Here is an 18590-nt window from a genome sequence, read left to right on the forward strand (position 1 = left end):
TTTGGCAATGTACCAAGTTGGACCGCAGCGCGGCGCTGACGTCCGTGACGTCCGGCGTTCAAAGATTCTCCTATGCCCCATAGTCCACGTTACCGCGTGCTGGAGGTGCTGCACCAGGGTGCGGACACGATCCTCTACCGCGCGCGGCGCGACGAGGACGGCCGGCCGGTGGTGCTCAAGGTCCTGCGGCGCGACCACGCGAGCCCCCGCGCCCTCGGCAGGCTCCAGCACGAGCTCGAGGTCGCGACGGCGCTCGCTTCGCCGGTCATCGTCCGGGCCTACGGGATCGAGCCGTTCCGCGACCAGGTGACGCTGGTCCTCGAGGATTTCGGCGGCCGCTCGCTCGACCGGCTGCTCGATGGGCCGATGCGCCCGATGTCGATCGAGCGCTTCTTCCCCCTCGCCCTCCGCCTCGCCGCCGCGCTCGCAGAGCTCCACAGACACCACGTCATCCACAAGGACATCAAGCCTCAGAACCTGCTCTACAACCCCGACACCGGCGAGGTGAAGATCACCGATCTCGGCATCGCCTCCCTCTCCACCCGCGGGGCACAGGAGCTCGCGCACGACGGGCTCATCGAGGGCACGCTCGCCTACATGGCGCCGGAGCAGACCGGCCGCATGAACCGCCGCGTCGACGAGCGGACCGATCTGTACTCCCTCGGCGTCACCTTCTACGAGCTTCTGACTGGCACCCTCCCCTTCCACGCCAGCGACCCCGTCGCGTGGGTCTATTGCCATATCGCCCAGGCGCCGCGGCCGCCGCACGCGCTCGTCCCCTCGATTCCACTCCAGCTCTCCGCCGTCGTCCTCAAGCTGCTCTCCAAGGCCGCCGAGGAGCGTTACCAGAGCGCACTCGGCCTGCGCCACGACCTCGACACGTGCTTTTCCCAGCTGCGCCAGCGCGGCGCCATCGACGCCTTCCCGCTCGGACTGCGCGACGTCTCCGACCGGTTCCAGATCCCGCAGCGGCTCTACGGCCGCGAGCGCGAGATCGAGGCGCTGCGCGCCGCGTTCGAGCGGGTGGTCGCGAACGGCCAGCCAGAGCTCGTGCTCGTCTCGGGCTATTCGGGCATCGGCAAGTCCTCGCTCGTCGCCGAGCTGCACGGGCCCATCGTGCGCGAGCGCGGCTTCTTCCTCTCCGGCAAGTTCGATCAGCTCAAGCGCGACGTCCCCTACCGCCCCCTCCTTCACGCCTTCCGGGACCTCGTGCAGGAGATCCTCGGCGCGAGCGAGCAGCAGGTCGAGCGCTGGCGAGAGCGCCTCCGCGAGGCCGTCGGCCAGAACGGCAGGCTGCTCACCGACATGCTCCCGGAGATCGAGCGCCTCCTCGGCCCGCAGCCGCCCGTGCCCGAGCTCCCGCCCGCCGAGGCCCAGAGCCGGTTGCTCGCCACGCTCCAGCGCTTCGTCGCCGCCTGCGCACGGAAAGAGCACCCCGTCGCCCTCTTCCTCGACGACCTGCAATGGGCCGACCCCGGTAGCCTCCTCTTGCTCGAGCAGCTCGCCACCCTCGCCGGCGACGCCCACCTCCTGCTGATCGGCGCCTATCGCGACAACGAGGTCGGCCCCGCGCACCCGCTCCGGCTCACCCTCGCCGAGATCCGAAAGCGCGGCGCAACCGTCGGTGACATCGTCCTCGAGCCGCTCTCCGCCGCCCACGTCGGGGCGCTCGTCGCCGAGACGGTCCGCACACCGGAAGCGCAGGTCGAGCCGCTCTCGCAGCTCGTCCACGAGAAGACCGGCGGCAACCCGTTCTTCGTTCTCCAGTTCCTCATCGCCCTGCACGAAGAGGGGCTCATCACGTTCGACGCCGACGAGGGCGCATGGCGGTGGGACATCGCCGCCATCCGCGACAAGGGCTTCACCGACAACGTCGTCGAGCTGATGGTGGGCAAGCTGAACCGGCTCTCGGTCCCGACGCGCGACGCGCTCAAGCTCGCCGCCTGCCTCGGCGGCAGCCTCACCCTCGACCCCCTCGCGGTGGTCGCGCGCCGTCCGGCGGAGGAGCTCCGCGGGGCGCTCGAGGAGGCCGTGCGGGAGGGGCTGCTGCTCCGCCGGGACAGCGCCTATCGCTTCCTCCACGACCGGGTGCAACAGGCCGCTTATTCGCTCATCCCGCCCGGGCAGCTCGCCGAGGTGCACCTCGGGATCGGCCAGCTGCTCTTGAAGGAGCGGAGGCCGGACGAGCGCGAGGACACGCTCTTCGAGATCGTGGGCCACCTCAACCGCGGCGCCGCGCTCCTCCGTTCCCGGGCCGAGCGCGACGAGCTCGCCGCCCTCAACCTCCGCGCCGGCAGGAAGGCCCAGGCCGCCGCCGCCTACCAGTCTGCCGCCGCCCTCTTCGCCGCGGGCATGGCCCTCCTCGCGGACGAGCCCCAGCAACGCTGGGAGACGCAGTACGCGCTGACCCACGCCCTGAGCTTCGAGCGAGCGCGCTGCGCGTACATCCTCGGCAACCTCGATGAAGCCGAGTGGCTGCTCGAGGAGCTCACGGATCGCTCGATGACCAAGATCGAGAGGGCCGCCGTCGTCGAGCTCGCCGTCGCCTTGCACGTGACCCGCGGGCAGAGCGCCCGCGCGGTGGAGCTCGGTCTCTCCTTCCTGCGCTCTTACGACATCCATCTGCCAACCCACCTCACCGACGCGCGCATCGACGAAGAGACCGAGAGCGTATGGAAGGCCCTGGGCGACCGGACGATCGAGGGCCTCATTCACCTGCCCCCCATGACGCACCCGGAGATCAAGATCGCGATGAGCATCTTGAAGAGCGTGTCCGTCGCTGCGTATTTCGTGGACCAGAACCTGCATCACCTGATCCTCGAGCGCATGGTCACGCTCAGCCTTCTCCACGGCAACGCCGAGAGCTCCGCCCATGCGTACACCGCCTTCGCGCGGGTGCTCGGCCCGCGGTTCGGGAGATACAAGGAGGCTTACCTGTTCGGCAAGCTCGGCTACGACCTCGCGGAGAGGAGCGAGCACCTCGCCACGAAGCCCACCGTGTTCTTCCTGTTCGGGCAGCTGACCGTCTTCTGGACGCGCCATTACAGAGAGACCTACCCCTACAATCGCCTAGGCTTCAACGCCGCCGTGGAATGCGGCGATCTGAACAACGCATGTTACCATTGCGTCTGGGCGTCGGTGTTCCCCCTGCTCTGCGCGGAGCCGCTGGAGGACGTCCTCCACCTGACCGAGGAGCGCCTCGGCTTCGTGCGCAAGGCCGGCTACGCGTTCATCCATGGCATCCTCCTCAGCGTGCGGTACCTCATCCAGACGCTGCGCGGGAGGCCTGTCCATTACGCGATGCTGGACGGCTCCGAGCTGGATCAGGAGGCCTTCGAGGCGCGGCTTCCTCCGGGATCCTCGTACGGAGCGCATAGCTTGTACTACAGCCTGAAGGCGCAGGCGCTGCTCCTCCTCGGCTCTCCCGAGGAGACGCTCGCGGCGTCGACCCGTGTCGTCGTCGATTACGACTGGAGGATGGACGCGGGCGCCGAGATCCCCGAGACCTTCTATGTTCACGCGCTCGCACTCGCCGCGGCGGCCGACGACGCGCACGAGGCGCGCGACGCGGCGACCTCGCCAGAGCGGGAGCTCCCCGAAGGGCTCCTCGCGTGCGAGCGGCAGCTCGGCGTGTGGGCCGCGAGCTGCCCCGACAACTACCTCCACAAACACGCCCTGGTCCGCGCCGAGATCGCCCGGCTCCTCGGGCGCGAGCCCGAGGCCATCCGGCTCTACGAGCAAGCCATCTCGTCGGCGCAGGAGGGCGGCTTCGTCCAGCACGAGGCCATCGCCAGCGAGCTCGCCGCCCGCTTCTACCTCGACCGCGGCGTGTCCACGCCCGCCGTCGCCCACCTGCAGCGGGCGCGCGCCGCCTACTTCCGCTGGGGCGCGCACGCCAAGGTGGAGCAGCTCGACCAGCGGTATCCCTTCCTCGTCGAGCGAAAGCCGATCGCCCCCACCGTCACCTTCGCCGTACGCGCCGAGCAGTTCGACGTCCTGTCCGTCGTCAAGGCCTCTCAGAGCATCTCCGGAGAGCTCAAGCTCCCCCGCCTGCTCGAGACGCTGCTGCGCATCGTGGTCGAGCACGCGGGCGCCGGAGAGGGGGTTGCGCTCCTGGTCCGGGAAGATCGCGTGTCGACCGCGGCGGCGATCACCGCGTCGGGGAGCGCCGCGCGGCTGCTCGACGCGGGCGAGGCCCTGGCGGCGCTGCCGCAATCCATTCTCAACTATGTCCTCCGCAGCCACGAGCGCGTGCTGCTCGACGACGCTTCCGGGCGGCACCCGTTCTCGGAAGACGCGTATTTCGGCCGCAAGAGGACGAGGTCGGTGCTGTGCCTCCCGATCGTGCGGCAAACGCGGCTGCTCGGGCTGCTCTACCTCGAGAACAACCTGGTCACCGGCGCGTTCACCCCAGGGCGGCTCACCGTGCTCGAGCTGCTCGCCTCGCAGTCGGCCATCTCGCTCGAGAACGCCATGCTCTACACCGATATCGAGCAGGAGAACGCCGAGCGGCGCCGGGCGGAGCGCGAGCTCCGCGAGAGCCAGGCCACGCTGCAGGCCATCGTCGACAACTCCGCCGCGGCCATCTACCTCAAGGATCGCGATGGCCTGCACCTGCTCGTCAACCGGCAGGTGAGCCGCGGCCTCGGCATCCCGACAGAGCAGATCCTCGGAAAGACGAGCGCCGAGCTCTTGCCTGCCGCCGCCACCGCGACCATCGACGAGCACGACCGGCGGGTGCTCGACTCGGGCGAGCCGATGGAGTTCGAGGAGGAGGTGCTGATAGACGGCGAGCTGCGCACCTACCTGTCCGTCAAGTTCCCGCTCGGCGAGGACGTCATGCCCGGCGTGGTCTGCGGCATCTCCACCGACATCACCGAGCGCAAGCGCGCCGAGATGGCTGAGCGCTTCCTGGCCGAGGCGAGCCGCAGGCTGATGGCCCTCGGTTACGGCGCCACCCTCGACAGCATCGCGCAGCTCGTCGTGCCCGAGCTCGCCGACCGGTGCGTCATCGACGTGGACCTCGCCCAGGACGCCCCGGGGCGGTCGGTCGCCGCGGGCGTGCCGGCCGAGCTGGCAGGCGCGGTGACGGACGCGCTGCGGCCCCTTTCGGCGAGCTCTCTGGACCACGCCGAGGAGGGCGACCTCCGCGCCGCGCCCCTCCTCGAGCCGCTCGGCGTTCACTCCTTCCTCCGCGTCCCGCTCCTCGCGCGCGACCGCCGCTTCGGGGTCATGACCCTGCTGGCGACCGCGCCACGGCGCCGCTACGGCCCCGCCGACCTGTGGCTGGCCCAGGAGCTGGCGAGCCGCGCCGCGCTCGCCCTCGACAACAGCCGCCTGTTCGCCGAGGCCCAGGAGGCGATCGAGCGCCGCGACGAGTTCCTCCTCGTCGCATCCCACGAGCTCAAGACACCGCTCACCTCGCTCACGATGCAGGCCCACCTGCTCGCCCGGCTCCTGCCCCGCCTCCAGCGCGGGGAGGTCGCTCCGGAGCGCATCGACGCCGCGATCCAGCTCCTGAACCGCCAGATCGCGCGCCTCGGCCACCTGGTCAACGAGCTGCTCGACGTGACCCGCCTCAACGCCGGCCGGCTCACCCTCTCTCGCGCGCCGGTCGATCTGGCGGCCCTGGCGCGCGATGTCGTCGAGCGGATGCACGAGCAGCTCACCGACGCCCGCTGCCGCACCCAGCTCGAGCTGGAAGGGCCCGTGGTGGGCAACTGGGACGCTTTCCGCATGGAGCAGATCCTCATCAACCTCCTGTCCAACGCGCTCAAGTATGGCGCGGGAGGCCCGATTCACGTCGTCGTGCGCCGCGACGGCGCTCGCGCCGTGCTCGTCGTCCGCGATCATGGCATGGGCATCGCCGAGGCCGATCAGGCCAGGATCTTCGAGCGCTTCGAGCGCGCCGTCTCCGTCCGCAACTTCGGCGGCCTCGGCCTCGGCCTCTACATCGTTCGATGGATCGTCACCTCCCACGGCGGCACCATCCGCGTCGAGAGCAGGCCGGGCGCGGGCGCCTCCTTCATCGTCGAGCTGCCTTTGCGCTCGCCGGACACAGAGACGGACGTCCAGGGCGCCTTCCTCCCGCAGGCGTAGGCGCGCGCTGCGTGCCCACTACCCGACTGCTGCCTCGGCCGGCGCTGACGCGCCGCCGTTTGCTCGTGACGGGTCGCAGCGCTTTTGGCAGTGTACCGAATTGAACCGCAGCACGCCGCGGACTTCCCGCGTGCAAAGATCCTCCTATGCCCCATAGTCCACGTTACCGCGTGCTGGAGGTGCTGCACCAAGGTGCGGATACCATCCTCTACCGCGCGCGGCGCGAGGAGGACGGCCGGCCGGTGGTGCTCAAGGTCCTGCGGCGCGACCACGTGAGCCCTCACGCGCTCGGCAGGCTCCAGCACGAGCTCGAGATCGCCGGCGCGCTCGATACGGCGGTCATCGTCAGGCCCTACGCGATGGAATCGCTCGGCGATCAGGCCGCGCTGGTCCTGGAGGATTTCGGCGGCCGCTCGCTCGACCGGCTGCTCGATGGCGACGGGCCGATGCGCCCGATGCCGATCGAGCGCTTCCTCCCCCTCGCCCTCCGCCTCACCGGCGCGCTCGCCGAGCTCCACAGGCGGCACGTCATCCACAAGGACATCAAGCCCCAGAACCTCCTCTACAACCCCGACACCGGCGAGGTGAAGATCACCGATCTCGGCATCGCCTCCCTCTCCCCCCGCGAATCCCAGGACCTCGTCCACAACAGCCTCATCGAGGGGACGCTGGCCTACATGGCGCCGGAGCAAACGGGCCGGATGAACCGCTGGATCGACGAGCGGACCGACCTGTACTCCCTCGGCGTCACCTTCTACGAGATGCTGACTGGCGCCCTGCCCTTCCACGCCAGCGATCCCGTCGCGTGGGTCTATTGCCATATCGCGCAGAGCCCGGTCCCGCCCCACGCGCTCGTCCCCTCGATTCCACCGGTCCTGTCAGACGTCGTGCTCAAGCTGCTCTCCAAGGCCGCCGAGGAGCGCTACCAGAGCGCGCTCGGCCTGCGCCACGACCTCGACGCGTGCCTCGCGAGGTGGCGGGCGAGCGGGGACATTCAGCCCTTCGCGCTCGGTGAGCGCGATCTCTCGGACCGGTTCCGCGTCCCGCAGCGGCTCTACGGCCGCGAGCGCGAGGCCCTGGCGCTGCTGGCCGCGTTCGAGCGGGTGGTGGCGCAGGGTCGGCCTGAGCTCGTGCTCGTGTGCGGGTACTCGGGTATCGGCAAGTCGTCGCTCGTCGCCGAGCTGCACAGGCCCGTCGTTCGCGAGCGCGGCTTCTTCCTCTCCGGCAAGTTCGATCAGACCGCGAGGGATGTCCCCTACCGTGCTTTCCTGCAGGCGTTCCGGGCGCTGTTTCAGGAGATCCTCGGCGCGAGCGAGGAGCAGGTCGAGCGCTGGAGAGAGCGCCTCCGGGAGGCCCTCGACCAGGACGGCAGGCTGCTCGCCGACGTGCTCCCCGAGATCGAGCGGCTCCTCGGCCCGCAGCCGCCCGTGCCCGAGCTCCCGCCCGCCGAGGCCCAGAGCCGGCTGCACGCGGCGCTCCAGCGCTTCGTCGCCGCGTGCGCCCGGAAGGAGCACCCCATGGCGCTCTTCCTCGATGATCTCCAGTGGGCCGACGCGGCCAGCCTCCTCTTGCTCGAGCACCTCGCCACCCATGCCGGCGACGCGCACCTCCTCCTGATAGGCGCCTACCGGGACAATGAAGTAGGCCCGGCGCACCCGCTCCGGCTCACGCTGGCCGAGGCCCGACGACGCGGCGCCGCCGTCTCCGAGCTCGTCCTCACGCCGCTCTCCGCCGCCCACGTCGGGGCGCTGGTCGCCGAGGCGGTCCACGCGCCCGAAGCAGAGGTCGAGCCGCTCTCGCAGCTCGTCCACGAGAAGACCGGCGGCAACCCCTTCTTCGTTCTCCAGTTCCTCCTCGCCCTGCACGAAGAGGGGCTCATCGCCGTCGACGCAGAGCGGCGCATGTGGCGGTGGGATATCGCAGCGATCCGCGACAAAGGGTTCACCGACAACGTCGTCGAGCTGATGGCGGGCAAGCTGAACCGGCTCCCGGTCCCGACGCGCGACGCGCTCAAGCTCGCCGCCTGCCTCGGCAACACCCTCGACCTCGACACCCTCGCGCTGCTGGCGCACCGTGGCCCGGCCGAGCTCCGCGACGCGCTCGAGGAGGCCGTCCGGGAGGGGCTGATCCTCCGCCAGGGCAACGGCTATCGATTTCTCCACGACCGGGTGCAGCAAGCCGCAACCTCGCTCATCCCGGCAGAGCAGCTGGCCGAGGTGCATCTCCGGATTGGCCAGCTCCTCTGCCGGGGGGGGCGCCCAGAGGAGCGCGACGAGGCGCTCTTCGACGCCGTCGGCCACCTCAACCGCGGCGCCGCGCTCCTCCGTTCACGGGCCGAGCGGGACGAGGTCGCCGCGCTGAACCTCCGCGCCGGCAGGAAGGCCAAGGCCGCGGCGGCCTTCCAGTCCGCCGCCGCGCTCTTCGCCGCGGGCCTCTCCTTGCTCTCGCCGGACTCCTGGGAGACGCAGCACGAGCTGACCTACGGCCTCACCTTCGAGCGCGCGCATGTCGCCTACATCACCGGCGCCATCGACGACGCCGAGCGGATGCTCGAAGAGCTCGAGGATCGCGCGAGGACCAGGGGCGAGGCGGCCGCCGTCGTCGAGCTCGTCATCACGCTGAAGGTCACCCGCGGGCAATACACGCGCGCTGCGGAGATCGGGCTCGCGTGGCTCCGCACCTACGACATCGATCTTCCCTTCCTCCCCACCGACGCACAGCTCGAAGAGGAGACGAAGAGCGTCTGGCAGGCCCTGGGCGACCGGGCGATCGAGGACCTGATCCACCTGCCCCCCATGACGCACCCGGAGATCAAGGCCACGATGAGCGTGCTGCTGGGCGCTGGCATCCCCGCGGCCTTCGTGAATCCGAGCCTTCCCTTTCTCATCGTCCTGCGCATGGTCCAGCTCAGCCTGCGCCACGGCAACGCCGAGAGCTCCTCTCACGCGTACACCTCCTTCGCGAGGGTGCTCGGCCCGAAGCTCGGGCGATACCAGGAGGCCTATCGCTTCGGCAAGCTCGGCTGCGACCTCGCGGAGAGGAGCGGCCTCCTCACGACGAAAGCGATGGCGTTCACGATCTTCGGACAGCATGTGGTCTTCTGGACACGCCACTACCGAGAGACGACTCCGTACTCGCGCGCCGGCTTCAGCGCCGCGGTCGAGTCGGGCGATCTGAACCACGCGTGCTTCAACCGCATGTGGGACGCGCTGTTCCGGCTGCTCTCCGGCGATCCGCTGGAGGACGTGCTTCACGAGGTCGAGGAGCGCCTCGGCTTCGTGCGCAGCGCCGGTCACCCGTTCGCCCACGGCGTCCTCCTCGGCGCGCGCGGCATGGTCCAGACGCTGCGAGGGAGGCCGGTCCGCTTCTCGATGCTCGATGGATCCGAGCTGGATCCGCCGGCCTTCGAGGCGCGGCTCGGCGAGGGGGACCTGCAAAACGTTCAAAGCTTCTATCATGAAATGAAGGCCCAGGCGCTCTTCGTGCTGGGCTCTCCCGGAGAGGCGATCGAGACGGCGGCCCGCGCGATGATCGAGCATGGACACGGGGTCGTGCCGACCGCCCTCGTCGCCGAGAACTTCTATTATTCAGGGCTCGCGATCGCGGCGCTCGTCGACATACCGCACGTGCCGCACGTACCGCACGCGGAGCGGGATTCCCCACGTGAGGTCCCCGAGCAGCTGCTCGACTGCGAGCGGCGGCTCGGCGAGTGGGCCAGGAACGGCCCCGACAACTTCCTCCACAAACACACGCTGGTCCGCGCCGAGATCGCCCGGCTCCGCGGGCACGAGCCGGAGGCCATCCGGCTGTACGAGCAGGCCATCGCGTCGGCGCAAGAGGGCGGCTTCGTCCAGCACGAGGCCATCGGCTGCGAGCTCGCAGCCCAGTTCTACCACGCGCGCGGCCTCGCCACGCCCGCCGACGCTTACCTGGAGAAGGCGCGCGCCGCCTATTTTCGCTGGGGGGCCCACGCCAAGGTGGATCAGCTCGACCAGCGCTATCCCCACCTCGCCCCGCGCAAGCCGATCGCGCCCACCGTCACGTTCGCCGTGCGGGCCGAGCAGTTCGACGTCCTCTCCGTCGTCAAGGCCTCTCAGAGCATCTCCGGAGAGCTCCAGCTCCCGCGCCTCCTCGAGACGCTCTTGCGCATCGTGATCGAACACGCGGGCGCCGAGGAGGGCTATGTGCTCCTGGTCCGGCAAGATCGCGTGTCGACCGCGGCGGCGATCGCCGCGTCCGGCGGCGCGGCTCGGCTGCTCGGCGCGGGCGAGGTGGGCGAGACGGCGACCGCCGCGCTGCCGCAGTCCATCCTCAATTACGTTCGCCGCAGCCACGAGCGCGTGCTGCTCGCCGACGCCTCCGGCAGACACCCGTTCTCGGAGGACGCGTATTTCGCGCGCAAGCGGCCGCGCTCGGTGCTTTGCCTCCCGATCGTGCACAGGGCCCGGCTGCTCGGCCTGCTCTACCTGGAGAACGGGCTCGTCACCGGCGCGTTCACCCCAGGGCGGCTCACCGTGCTCGAGCTGCTCGCCTCGCAGTCGGCCATCTCGCTCGAGAACGCCATGCTCTATGCCGACATCGAGCAGGAGAACGCCGAGCGGCGCCGGGCGGAGCGCGAGCTCCGCGAGAGCCAGGCCACGCTGCAGGCCATCGTCGACAACTCCGCGGCTGCCATCTACCTCAAGGATCGCGATGGCCGCCACCTGCTCGTCAACCGGCAGGCGGGCCGCAACCTCGGCATGAAGGCCGAGCAGCTCATCGGCAAGACGGGCGCCGAGCTCTTGCCTGCTGCGTTCGTCGAGTGCACAAGCGACCACGACCGCAAGGTGCTCGAGGCGGGCGTGCCGATGGAGTTCGAGGAAGAGGTGCTGATAGACGGCGAGCTGCGCACCCATCTGTCGATCAAGTTCCCGCTCGGCGAGGACGTCATGCCCGGCGTGCTCTGCGGCATCTCCACCGACATCACCGAGCGCAAGCGCGCCGAGCTCGCCGAGCGCTTCCTGGCCGACGCGAGCCGCAGGCTGATGGCCCTCGGCTACGGCGCCACCCTCGACAGCGTCGCGCAGCTCGCCGTGCCCGAGCTGGCCGATCAGTGCGTCATCGACGTGGGCGCCGCTGACGGCGAGCCGGGACACGCGGTCACCGCGGGCGTGCCGGACGACCTCGCGGGCGCGGTGCTGGACGCGCTGCGGCCCCTGGCAGCGAGCTCGCCGGAGCGCCCCGAGGTGGGGGAGCTCCGCGCCGCGCCCCTGCTCGAGCAGCTCGGCATTCACTCCTTCCTCCGGGTCCCGCTCCTCGCGCGCGACCGGCGCTTCGGGGTCATGACCCTGCTGGCGACCGCTCCACGGCGCCGCTACGGCCCCGCCGACCTGTGGCTCGCCGAGGAGCTCGGGTTGCGCGCGGCGCTCGCGCTCGACAACACCCGCCTGTTCGCCGATGCCCAGGTGGCGATCGAGCGCCGGGACGAGTTCCTCCTCGTCGCGTCCCACGAGCTCAAGACCCCGCTCACCTCGCTCAAGATGCAGGCCCACCTCCTCGCTCGGCTCCTGCCCCGCTTCCAGCGCGCGGAGATCTCTCCGGAGCGCATCGACGCCGCGATCCAGCTCCTCAACCGACAGATCGCGCGCCTCGCCCACCTGGTCAACGAGCTGCTCGACGTCACCCGCCTCAACGCCGGCCAGCTGACCCTCGCGCGCGCGCCGGTCGATCTGGCGGCCCTGATGCGCGAGGTCGTCGAGCGGATGAGACAGCAGCTCGCCGACGCCCGCTGCCCCACCAAGCTCGACATGGAAGGGCCCGTGGTCGGGGACTGGGATGCTTCTCGGATGGAGCAGGTCCTCATCAACCTCCTCTCGAACGCGATCAAGTACGGCGCAGGAGGCCCCATTCACGTCGTCGTGCGCGGCGAGGGCGATCGCGCGCGGCTCGTCGTCCGCGATCACGGCATGGGCATCGCCGAGGCCGATCAGGCCAGGATCTTCGAGCGCTTCGAGCGCGCCGTCTCCGTACGCAACTTCGGCGGTCTCGGCCTCGGCCTCTACATCGTTCGATGGATCGTCACCTCCCATGGCGGCACCATCCGCGTCGAGAGCGCGCCGGGGGCGGGCGCCACGTTCGTCGTCGAGCTGCCTTTGCATGCAGCGGAGACAGAGACGGACGGCCAGGATGCCCAGCTCCCGCAGGCGTAGCGCTGCGCGCCGCGTGCTGCGAGCTCGCTGCCCGACTGCGTCTCAGCAGCTCCCTTTCCGTCCCCGCTCCCGCCGTGCATGACGACTGCACCGCCGCAGGCGAGCCGGCGCAAGGCGACGCCGCCGTTTGCTCGTGACGCGGCGCACCGCTTTTGGCAGTGTACACAGTTGAACCACGGCACGTCGCTGACGCACCGGTTTCTCCCTATGCCCGATAGTTCACGTTATCGCGTGCTGGAGGTGCTGCACCAAGGTGTGGATACCATCCTCTACCGCGCGCGGCGCGAGGAGGACGGCCGGCCGGTGGTGCTCAAGGTCCTGCGGCGCGATCACGCGAGCCCCCGCGCCCTCGGCAGGCTCCGGCACGAGCTCGAGGTCGCCAGCGCGCTCGACACGGCGGCCATCAGCAAGCCGTACGCGATCGAATCGTTCAACGATCAGGCCGCGCTCGTCCTGGAGGATTTCGGCGGCCGTTCGCTCGACCAGCTGCTCGATGGGCCGATGCGCCCGATGTCGATCGAGCGCTTCCTGCCCCTCGCCGTCCGCCTGACAGCCGCCCTGACCGAGCTGCACCGGCGGCACGTCATCCACAAGGACATCAAGCCCCAGAACCTGCTCTGCAACCCCGCCACCGGCGAGGTCAAGATCACCGATCTCGGCATCGCCTGCCTCCTGCCCTGCGAGGCCCAGGACCTCGACAACAAGGGCCTCATCGAGGGGACGCTCGCCTACATGGCGCCGGAGCAAACAGGCCGCATGAACCGCTCGATCGACGAGCGGGCCGACCTGTACTCCCTCGGCGTCACCTTCTACGAGATGCTGACGGGCACGCTGCCGTTCCGGGCGAACGATCCCGTCGAGTGGGTCTATTGCCATATCGCGCAGAAGCCGGTCCCGCTGGACACGCTCGTCCCATCGATTCCACCGCTCCTGTCAGACGTCGTGCTCAAGCTGCTCTCCAAGGCCGCCGAGGAGCGTTACCAGAGCGCGGCGGGCTTGTTGCACGACCTCGACGAATGCTTCGCGAGGTGGCGGGCGAACGGCGACATCCAGCCCTTCGCGCTCGGTGAGCGCGATCTCTCCGACCGGTTCCGGGTCCCGCAGCGGCGTTACGGCCGCGAGCGCGAGATCGAGGCGCTGCTCGCCGCGTTCGAGCGCGTGGTCGCGAATGGCCGGCCTGAGCTCACGCTCGTCTCGGGCTACTCGGGCATCGGCAAGTCGTCGCTCGTCGCCGAGCTGCACGGGCCCGTCGTGCGCGAGCGCGGCTTCTTCCTCTCCGGCAAGTTCGATCAGACCTCGAGGGATGTCCCCTACCGTGCTTTCCTTCAGGCGTTCCGGGCGCTCTTTCAGGAGATCCTCGGCGCGAGCGAGGAGCAGGTCGAGCGCTGGAGACGGCAGCTGCGGGAGGCCCTCGGCCAGAACGGCACGCTGCTCACCGACGTGCTCCCCGAGCTCGAGCTCCTCCTCGGCCCGCAGCCCCCCGTGCCCGAGCTCCCGCCCACCGAGGCTCAGAGTCGGCTGCTCGCCACGCTCCAGCGCTTCGTCGCGGCGTGCGCCCAGAAGGAGCACCCCGTCGCGCTCTTCCTCGACGACCTGCAATGGGCCGACGCGGCCAGCCTCCTCTTGCTCGAGCAGCTCGCCACCTATTCCGGCGCCGAGCACCTCCTGTTGATTGGTGCCTATCGCGACAACGAGGTCGGCCCCGCGCACCCGCTCCGGCTCACGCTGGCCGAGGTGCAGCAGCGCGGCGCCGCCGTCTCCGAGCTCGTCCTCACGCCGCTGTCCGCCGCCCACGTCGGGGCGCTCGTCGCCGAGGCGGTCCACGCGCCCGAAGCAGAGGTCGAGCCGCTCTCGCAGCTCGTCTACGAGAAGACAGGCGGCAACCCCTTCTTCGTGCTCCAGTTCCTCATCGCCCTGCACGAAGAGCGGCTCATCCGCTTCGACACCGAGCAGCGCGTATGGCGCTGGGACATCGCCGCCATCCGCGACAAGGGCTTCACCGACAACGTCGTCGAGCTGATGGCCGGCAAGCTGAACCGGCTCTCGGTCCCGACGCGCGACGCGCTCAAGCTCGCCGCGTGCCTCGGCAACACCCTCGACCTCGAGCCCCTCGCGATCATCGCGCGCCGCCCGGCGGAGGAGCTCCGCGACGCGCTCGAGGAGGCCGTGCGCGAGGGGCTGCTGCTGCGCCGGGGCTCTGGCTATCGCTTCCTCCATGACCGGGTGCAGCAAGCCGCGCATTCGCTCATCCCGGCGGAGCAGCTCGCCGAGGTGCACCTCGGGATCGGCCGGCTGCTCCTGAAGGCGCCGCGCGCGGAGGAGCGCGACGAGGCGCTCTTCGAGGTCGTCGGCCACCTCAACCGCGGCGCCGCGCTCATCCGTTCTCAGGCCGAGCGCGACGAGGTCGCCGCGCTCAACCTCCGCGCCGGCAGGAAGGCCAAGTCCGCCGCGGCCTACGAGACCGCCGCCGCGCTCTTCGCGGCGGGCCTTTCCCTGCTCGCGCCGGACCGCTGGGAGACGCAGCACGAGCTGACCTACGGCCTCACCTTCGAGCGCGCGCACGCCGCGTACATCACCGGCGGCTTCGACGAGGCCGAGCGGCTCCTCGAAGAGCTCCCCCAGCGCGCGAGGACCAGGGGCGAGACGGCCGCCGTCGTCGAGCTCGCGCTCGCCTTCCACTTGACCCGCGGGCAATGCGCCCGCGGGGTGGAGATCGGGCTCTCGTGGCTCCGCAGCTGCGACATCGAGCTTCCGCGCCACCCGACCGACGCACAGCTCGACAAGGAGGCGAAATGCGTCTGGCGGGCCCTGGGCGAACGGCCGATCGAGGATCTGATCCGTCTGCCCCCCGTGACGCACCCGGAGGTCAAGCTCACGATGGGCGTGCTGCAGGCGATGGCCACCCCTGCGTTCTTCGCGGACGTGGATCTGCACTGTCTCATCGTCCTGCGCAGGGTCGAGCTCAGCCTGCGCCACGGCAACGCCGAGAGCTCCGCTTACGCTTACGCCGACTTCGCGAGGGTGCTCGGCCCGAGGTTCGGGCGATACCAGGAGGGGTATCTGTTCGGCAAGCTCGGCCACGACCTGGCGGAGAGGAGCGGCCTCCTCACGACAAAGTCGCTGGTGTTCACCGTCTTTGGACAGCATGTCCTGTTCTGGACACGCCACTACCGAGAGACGTATCCGTACTCGCGCGCCGGCTTCAGCGCCGCTGTCGAGTCCGGTGATCTGAACATGGCGTGCCTCAACTGCGTCTGGGTTGCGATATTCCGGCTGCTCTCCGGCGAGCCGCTGGAGGACGTGCTCCGCGAGGTCGACGAGCGCCTCGGCTTCGTGCGCAGGGCCGGGTACGCGTACGCGCACAGCTCCCTCCTCGGCGCCCACGCGATGATCCAGGCGCTGCGCGGGAGGCCGGTCCGCGTCTCGATGCTGGACGGGTCCGAGCTGGATCCGCCGGCCTTCGAGGCGCGGCTCGACGAGGGGGATCTCCAGCGACTTCGCGGCCGATATTACAGCTTGAAGGCCCAGGCGCTCTTCGTGCTCGGCGCTCACGGCGAGGCGTTCGCGGCGGCGACCCGCGCGCTCCACGAGAACCCCTTGAGGACCGAGCCGCACGCGCTCATCGCCGAGAACTTCTACTATCTCGCGCTCTCGCTCGCGGCGCTCGTCGACGCCGACGAGGAGCGCGAGGCACACGAGGCGCGGCCCACCCCGCTGGGGGAGCTCCCCGAGCAGCTGCTCGACTGCGAGCGGCAGCTCGGCGCGTGGGCCAGGAACGGCCCCGACAACTTCCTCCACAAGCACGCCCTCGTCCGCGCCGAGATCGCCCGGCTCCGTGGGCAGGAATCGGAGGCGATCCGGCTCTACGAGCAGGCCGCGTCGTCGGCGCAAGAGGGCGGCTTCGTCCAGCACGAGGCCATCGCCTGCGAGCTCGCCGCGGCCTTCTACCGCGCGCGCGGCCTCGCCACCCCCGCGGAGGCCTGCCTGCAAAAGGCCCGCGCCGCCTATTCCCGCTGGGGCGCCCACGCCAAGGTGGAGCAGCTCGATCAGCGCTATCCCCACCTCGCCCCGCGCAGGCCGATCGCGCCCACCGTCACCTTCGCCGTGCGGGCCGAGCAGTTCGACGTCCTGTCCGTCGTCAAGGCCTCGCAGAGCATCTCCAGCGAGCTCCAGCTCCCGCGCCTGCTCGAGATGCTCCTGCGCGTCGCGATCGAGCACGCGGGCGCCGGAGAGGGGCATGTGCTCCTGGTCCGGAAGGATCGCGTGTCGATCGCGGCGGCGCTCTCGACGTCCAGCGGCGCGGCGCGGCTGCTCGACGCGCGCGAGGCGGGCGAGGCGGGCGAGGCGGCGACCGCCGAGCTGCCGCAGTCCATCCTCAACTACGTTCGCCGGAGCCACGAGCGCGTGCTGCTCGACGACGCGACCGCGAGGCACCCATTCTCGGAGGACGAGTATTTCAGGCAGAGGGCGCCGAAATCGGCGCTGTGCCTCCCGATTGTGCGGCATACCCGGCTGCTCGGCCTGCTCTACCTGGAGAACAGGCTCATCACCGGGGCGTTCACCCCCGGGCGGCTCACCGTGCTCGATCTGCTTGCGTCGCAGTCGGCCATCTCGCTGGAGAACGCCATGCTGTATGCCGAGGTCGAGCGGGAGAACGCCGAGCGGCGGCGGGCAGAACAGGCGCTGCAGACGAACCAGGCGACCCTGCGGGCCATCGTCGACAACTCGGCCACGGCCATTTACGTCAAGGATCACGAAGGCCGGCTCCTGCTCGCCAACCGGCACGTGGGCGCCATCATGCGCATGCCCATCGAGGCGATCGTCGGGAAGACGGTCGCCGAGCTCTTGAGTTCTCCGGTCGCCGAGCCCCTGCACGACCACGACAGGAAGGTGCGCGAGGCGGGCGCGCCGATGGAGTGGGAGGAGGAGCTGCCGCTGGAGGACGGGCTGCACACCTTCCTCTCGCTCAAGTTCCCTCTCGGGGATGAGGTCATGCCCGGCGGGCTCTGCGGCATCTCCACCGACATCACCGAGCGCAAGCGCGCCGAGCTCGCCGAGCGCTTCCTCGCCGACGCGAGCCGCAAGCTCATGGCCCTCGGCTACGGCGCCACGCTCGACAACGTCGCGCAGCTCGCCGTGCCCGAGCTGGCCGATCAGTGCGTCATCGACGTGGGCGTCGCTGACGGCGACCCGGGACACGTGGTCACCGCGGTCACCGCGGGCGTGCCGGACGACCTCACAGGCGCGGTGATGGACGCGCTGCGGCCCCTGGCTACCACCTCGCCGAACCACCCCGAGGTGGGCGAAGTCCGCGCCGCGCCCCTGCTCGAGCGGCTCGGCATTCACTCCTTCCTCCGCGTTCCGCTCCTCGCGCGCGACCGGCGCTTCGGGGTCATGACGTTGCTCGCAACCGCGCCCCGACCCCGTTATGGCCCTGCCGACCTGCGGCTCGCCGAGGAGCTCGGGTTCCGTGCGGCGCTCGCCCTCGACAACAGCCGTCTGTTCGCCGAGGCCCAGGAGGCGATCGAGCGCCGGAACGAGTTCCTCCTCGTCGCCTCGCACGAGCTCAAGACACCGCTCACCTCGCTCACGATGCAGGCGCACCTGCTCGAGCGGCTGCTGCCCCGCTACCGGCGCGCGGAGATCTCGCCGGAGCGCATCGACGCCGCGCTCCAGGTCCTCAACCGACAGATCGCGCGCCTCGCCCACCTGGTCAATGAGCTGCTCGACGTCACCCGCCTCAACGCCGGCCGGCTCACCCTCTCGCGCGCGCCGTTCGATCTGGCGGCCCTGACGCGCGAGGTCGTCGAGCGGATGAGACAGCAGCTCGCGAGCGCGCGCTGCCGCGCCGAGCTCGACATGGAAGGGCCCGTGATCGGGGACTGGGACGCTTCTCGGATGGAGCAGGTCCTCATCAACCTGCTGTCCAACGCGATCAAATATGGCGCGGGGGCCCCCGTTCACGTCGTCGTGCGCGGCGAGGCCAATCGCGCCCTCCTCTCGGTCCGCGATCACGGCATGGGCATCGCCGAGGCCGATCAGGCGAGGATCTTCGAGCGCTTCGAGCGCGCCGTCTCCGTCCGCAACTTCGGCGGTCTCGGACTCGGCCTCTACATCGTTCGGTGGATCGTCACCTCCCATGGCGGCACCATCCGCGTCGAGAGCAAGCCGGGCGCGGGCGCCACGTTCATCGTCGAGCTCCCTTTGCATGCGGCGGAGACAGAGACGGACGGCCGGGGCACTTTCCTCCCGCAGGCGTAGGCGCGCGCTGCGTGCTCACTACCCAACTGCCGCCTCAGCGGG

The 18590-nt window shown here is 70.2% G+C and carries 3 protein-coding genes; all 3 read left to right on the forward strand.

Translation table 11 applies throughout. The features are described from left to right. The first annotated feature begins 72 nt into the window (after window positions 1–72). A complete protein-coding gene (locus WMF46_RS29230) occupies window positions 73–6099 on the forward strand; it encodes an AAA family ATPase (RefSeq protein ID WP_437980213.1) in 6027 nt (2008 codons plus the stop codon). A gap of 146 nt (window positions 6100–6245) precedes the next feature. Continuing rightward, complete coding sequence (locus tag WMF46_RS29235; RefSeq protein WP_437980214.1) at window positions 6246–12287, forward strand: AAA family ATPase; 6042 nt, start codon at window positions 6246–6248, stop codon at window positions 12285–12287. 207 nt (window positions 12288–12494) lie between these two features. Further along, window positions 12495–18548, forward strand: coding sequence for an AAA family ATPase (locus tag WMF46_RS29240; protein WP_437980215.1), 6054 nt, complete (start codon window positions 12495–12497; stop codon window positions 18546–18548). Window positions 18549–18590 lie beyond the last annotated feature (42 nt).

Origin of the sequence: Sorangium sp. So ce117 (assembly GCF_051524395.1) — a bacterium.
GTDB classification, from domain to species: domain Bacteria; phylum Myxococcota_A; class Polyangia; order Polyangiales; family Polyangiaceae; genus Sorangium; species Sorangium cellulosum_B.

Coding starts and splice junctions, on each gene's coding strand:
- WMF46_RS29230 (WP_437980213.1), top strand. CDS start 73: ATGCCCCATAGTCCACGTTACCGCGTGCTGGAGGTGCTGCACCAGGGT.
- WMF46_RS29235 (WP_437980214.1), top strand. CDS start 6,246: ATGCCCCATAGTCCACGTTACCGCGTGCTGGAGGTGCTGCACCAAGGT.
- WMF46_RS29240 (WP_437980215.1), top strand. CDS start 12,495: ATGCCCGATAGTTCACGTTATCGCGTGCTGGAGGTGCTGCACCAAGGT.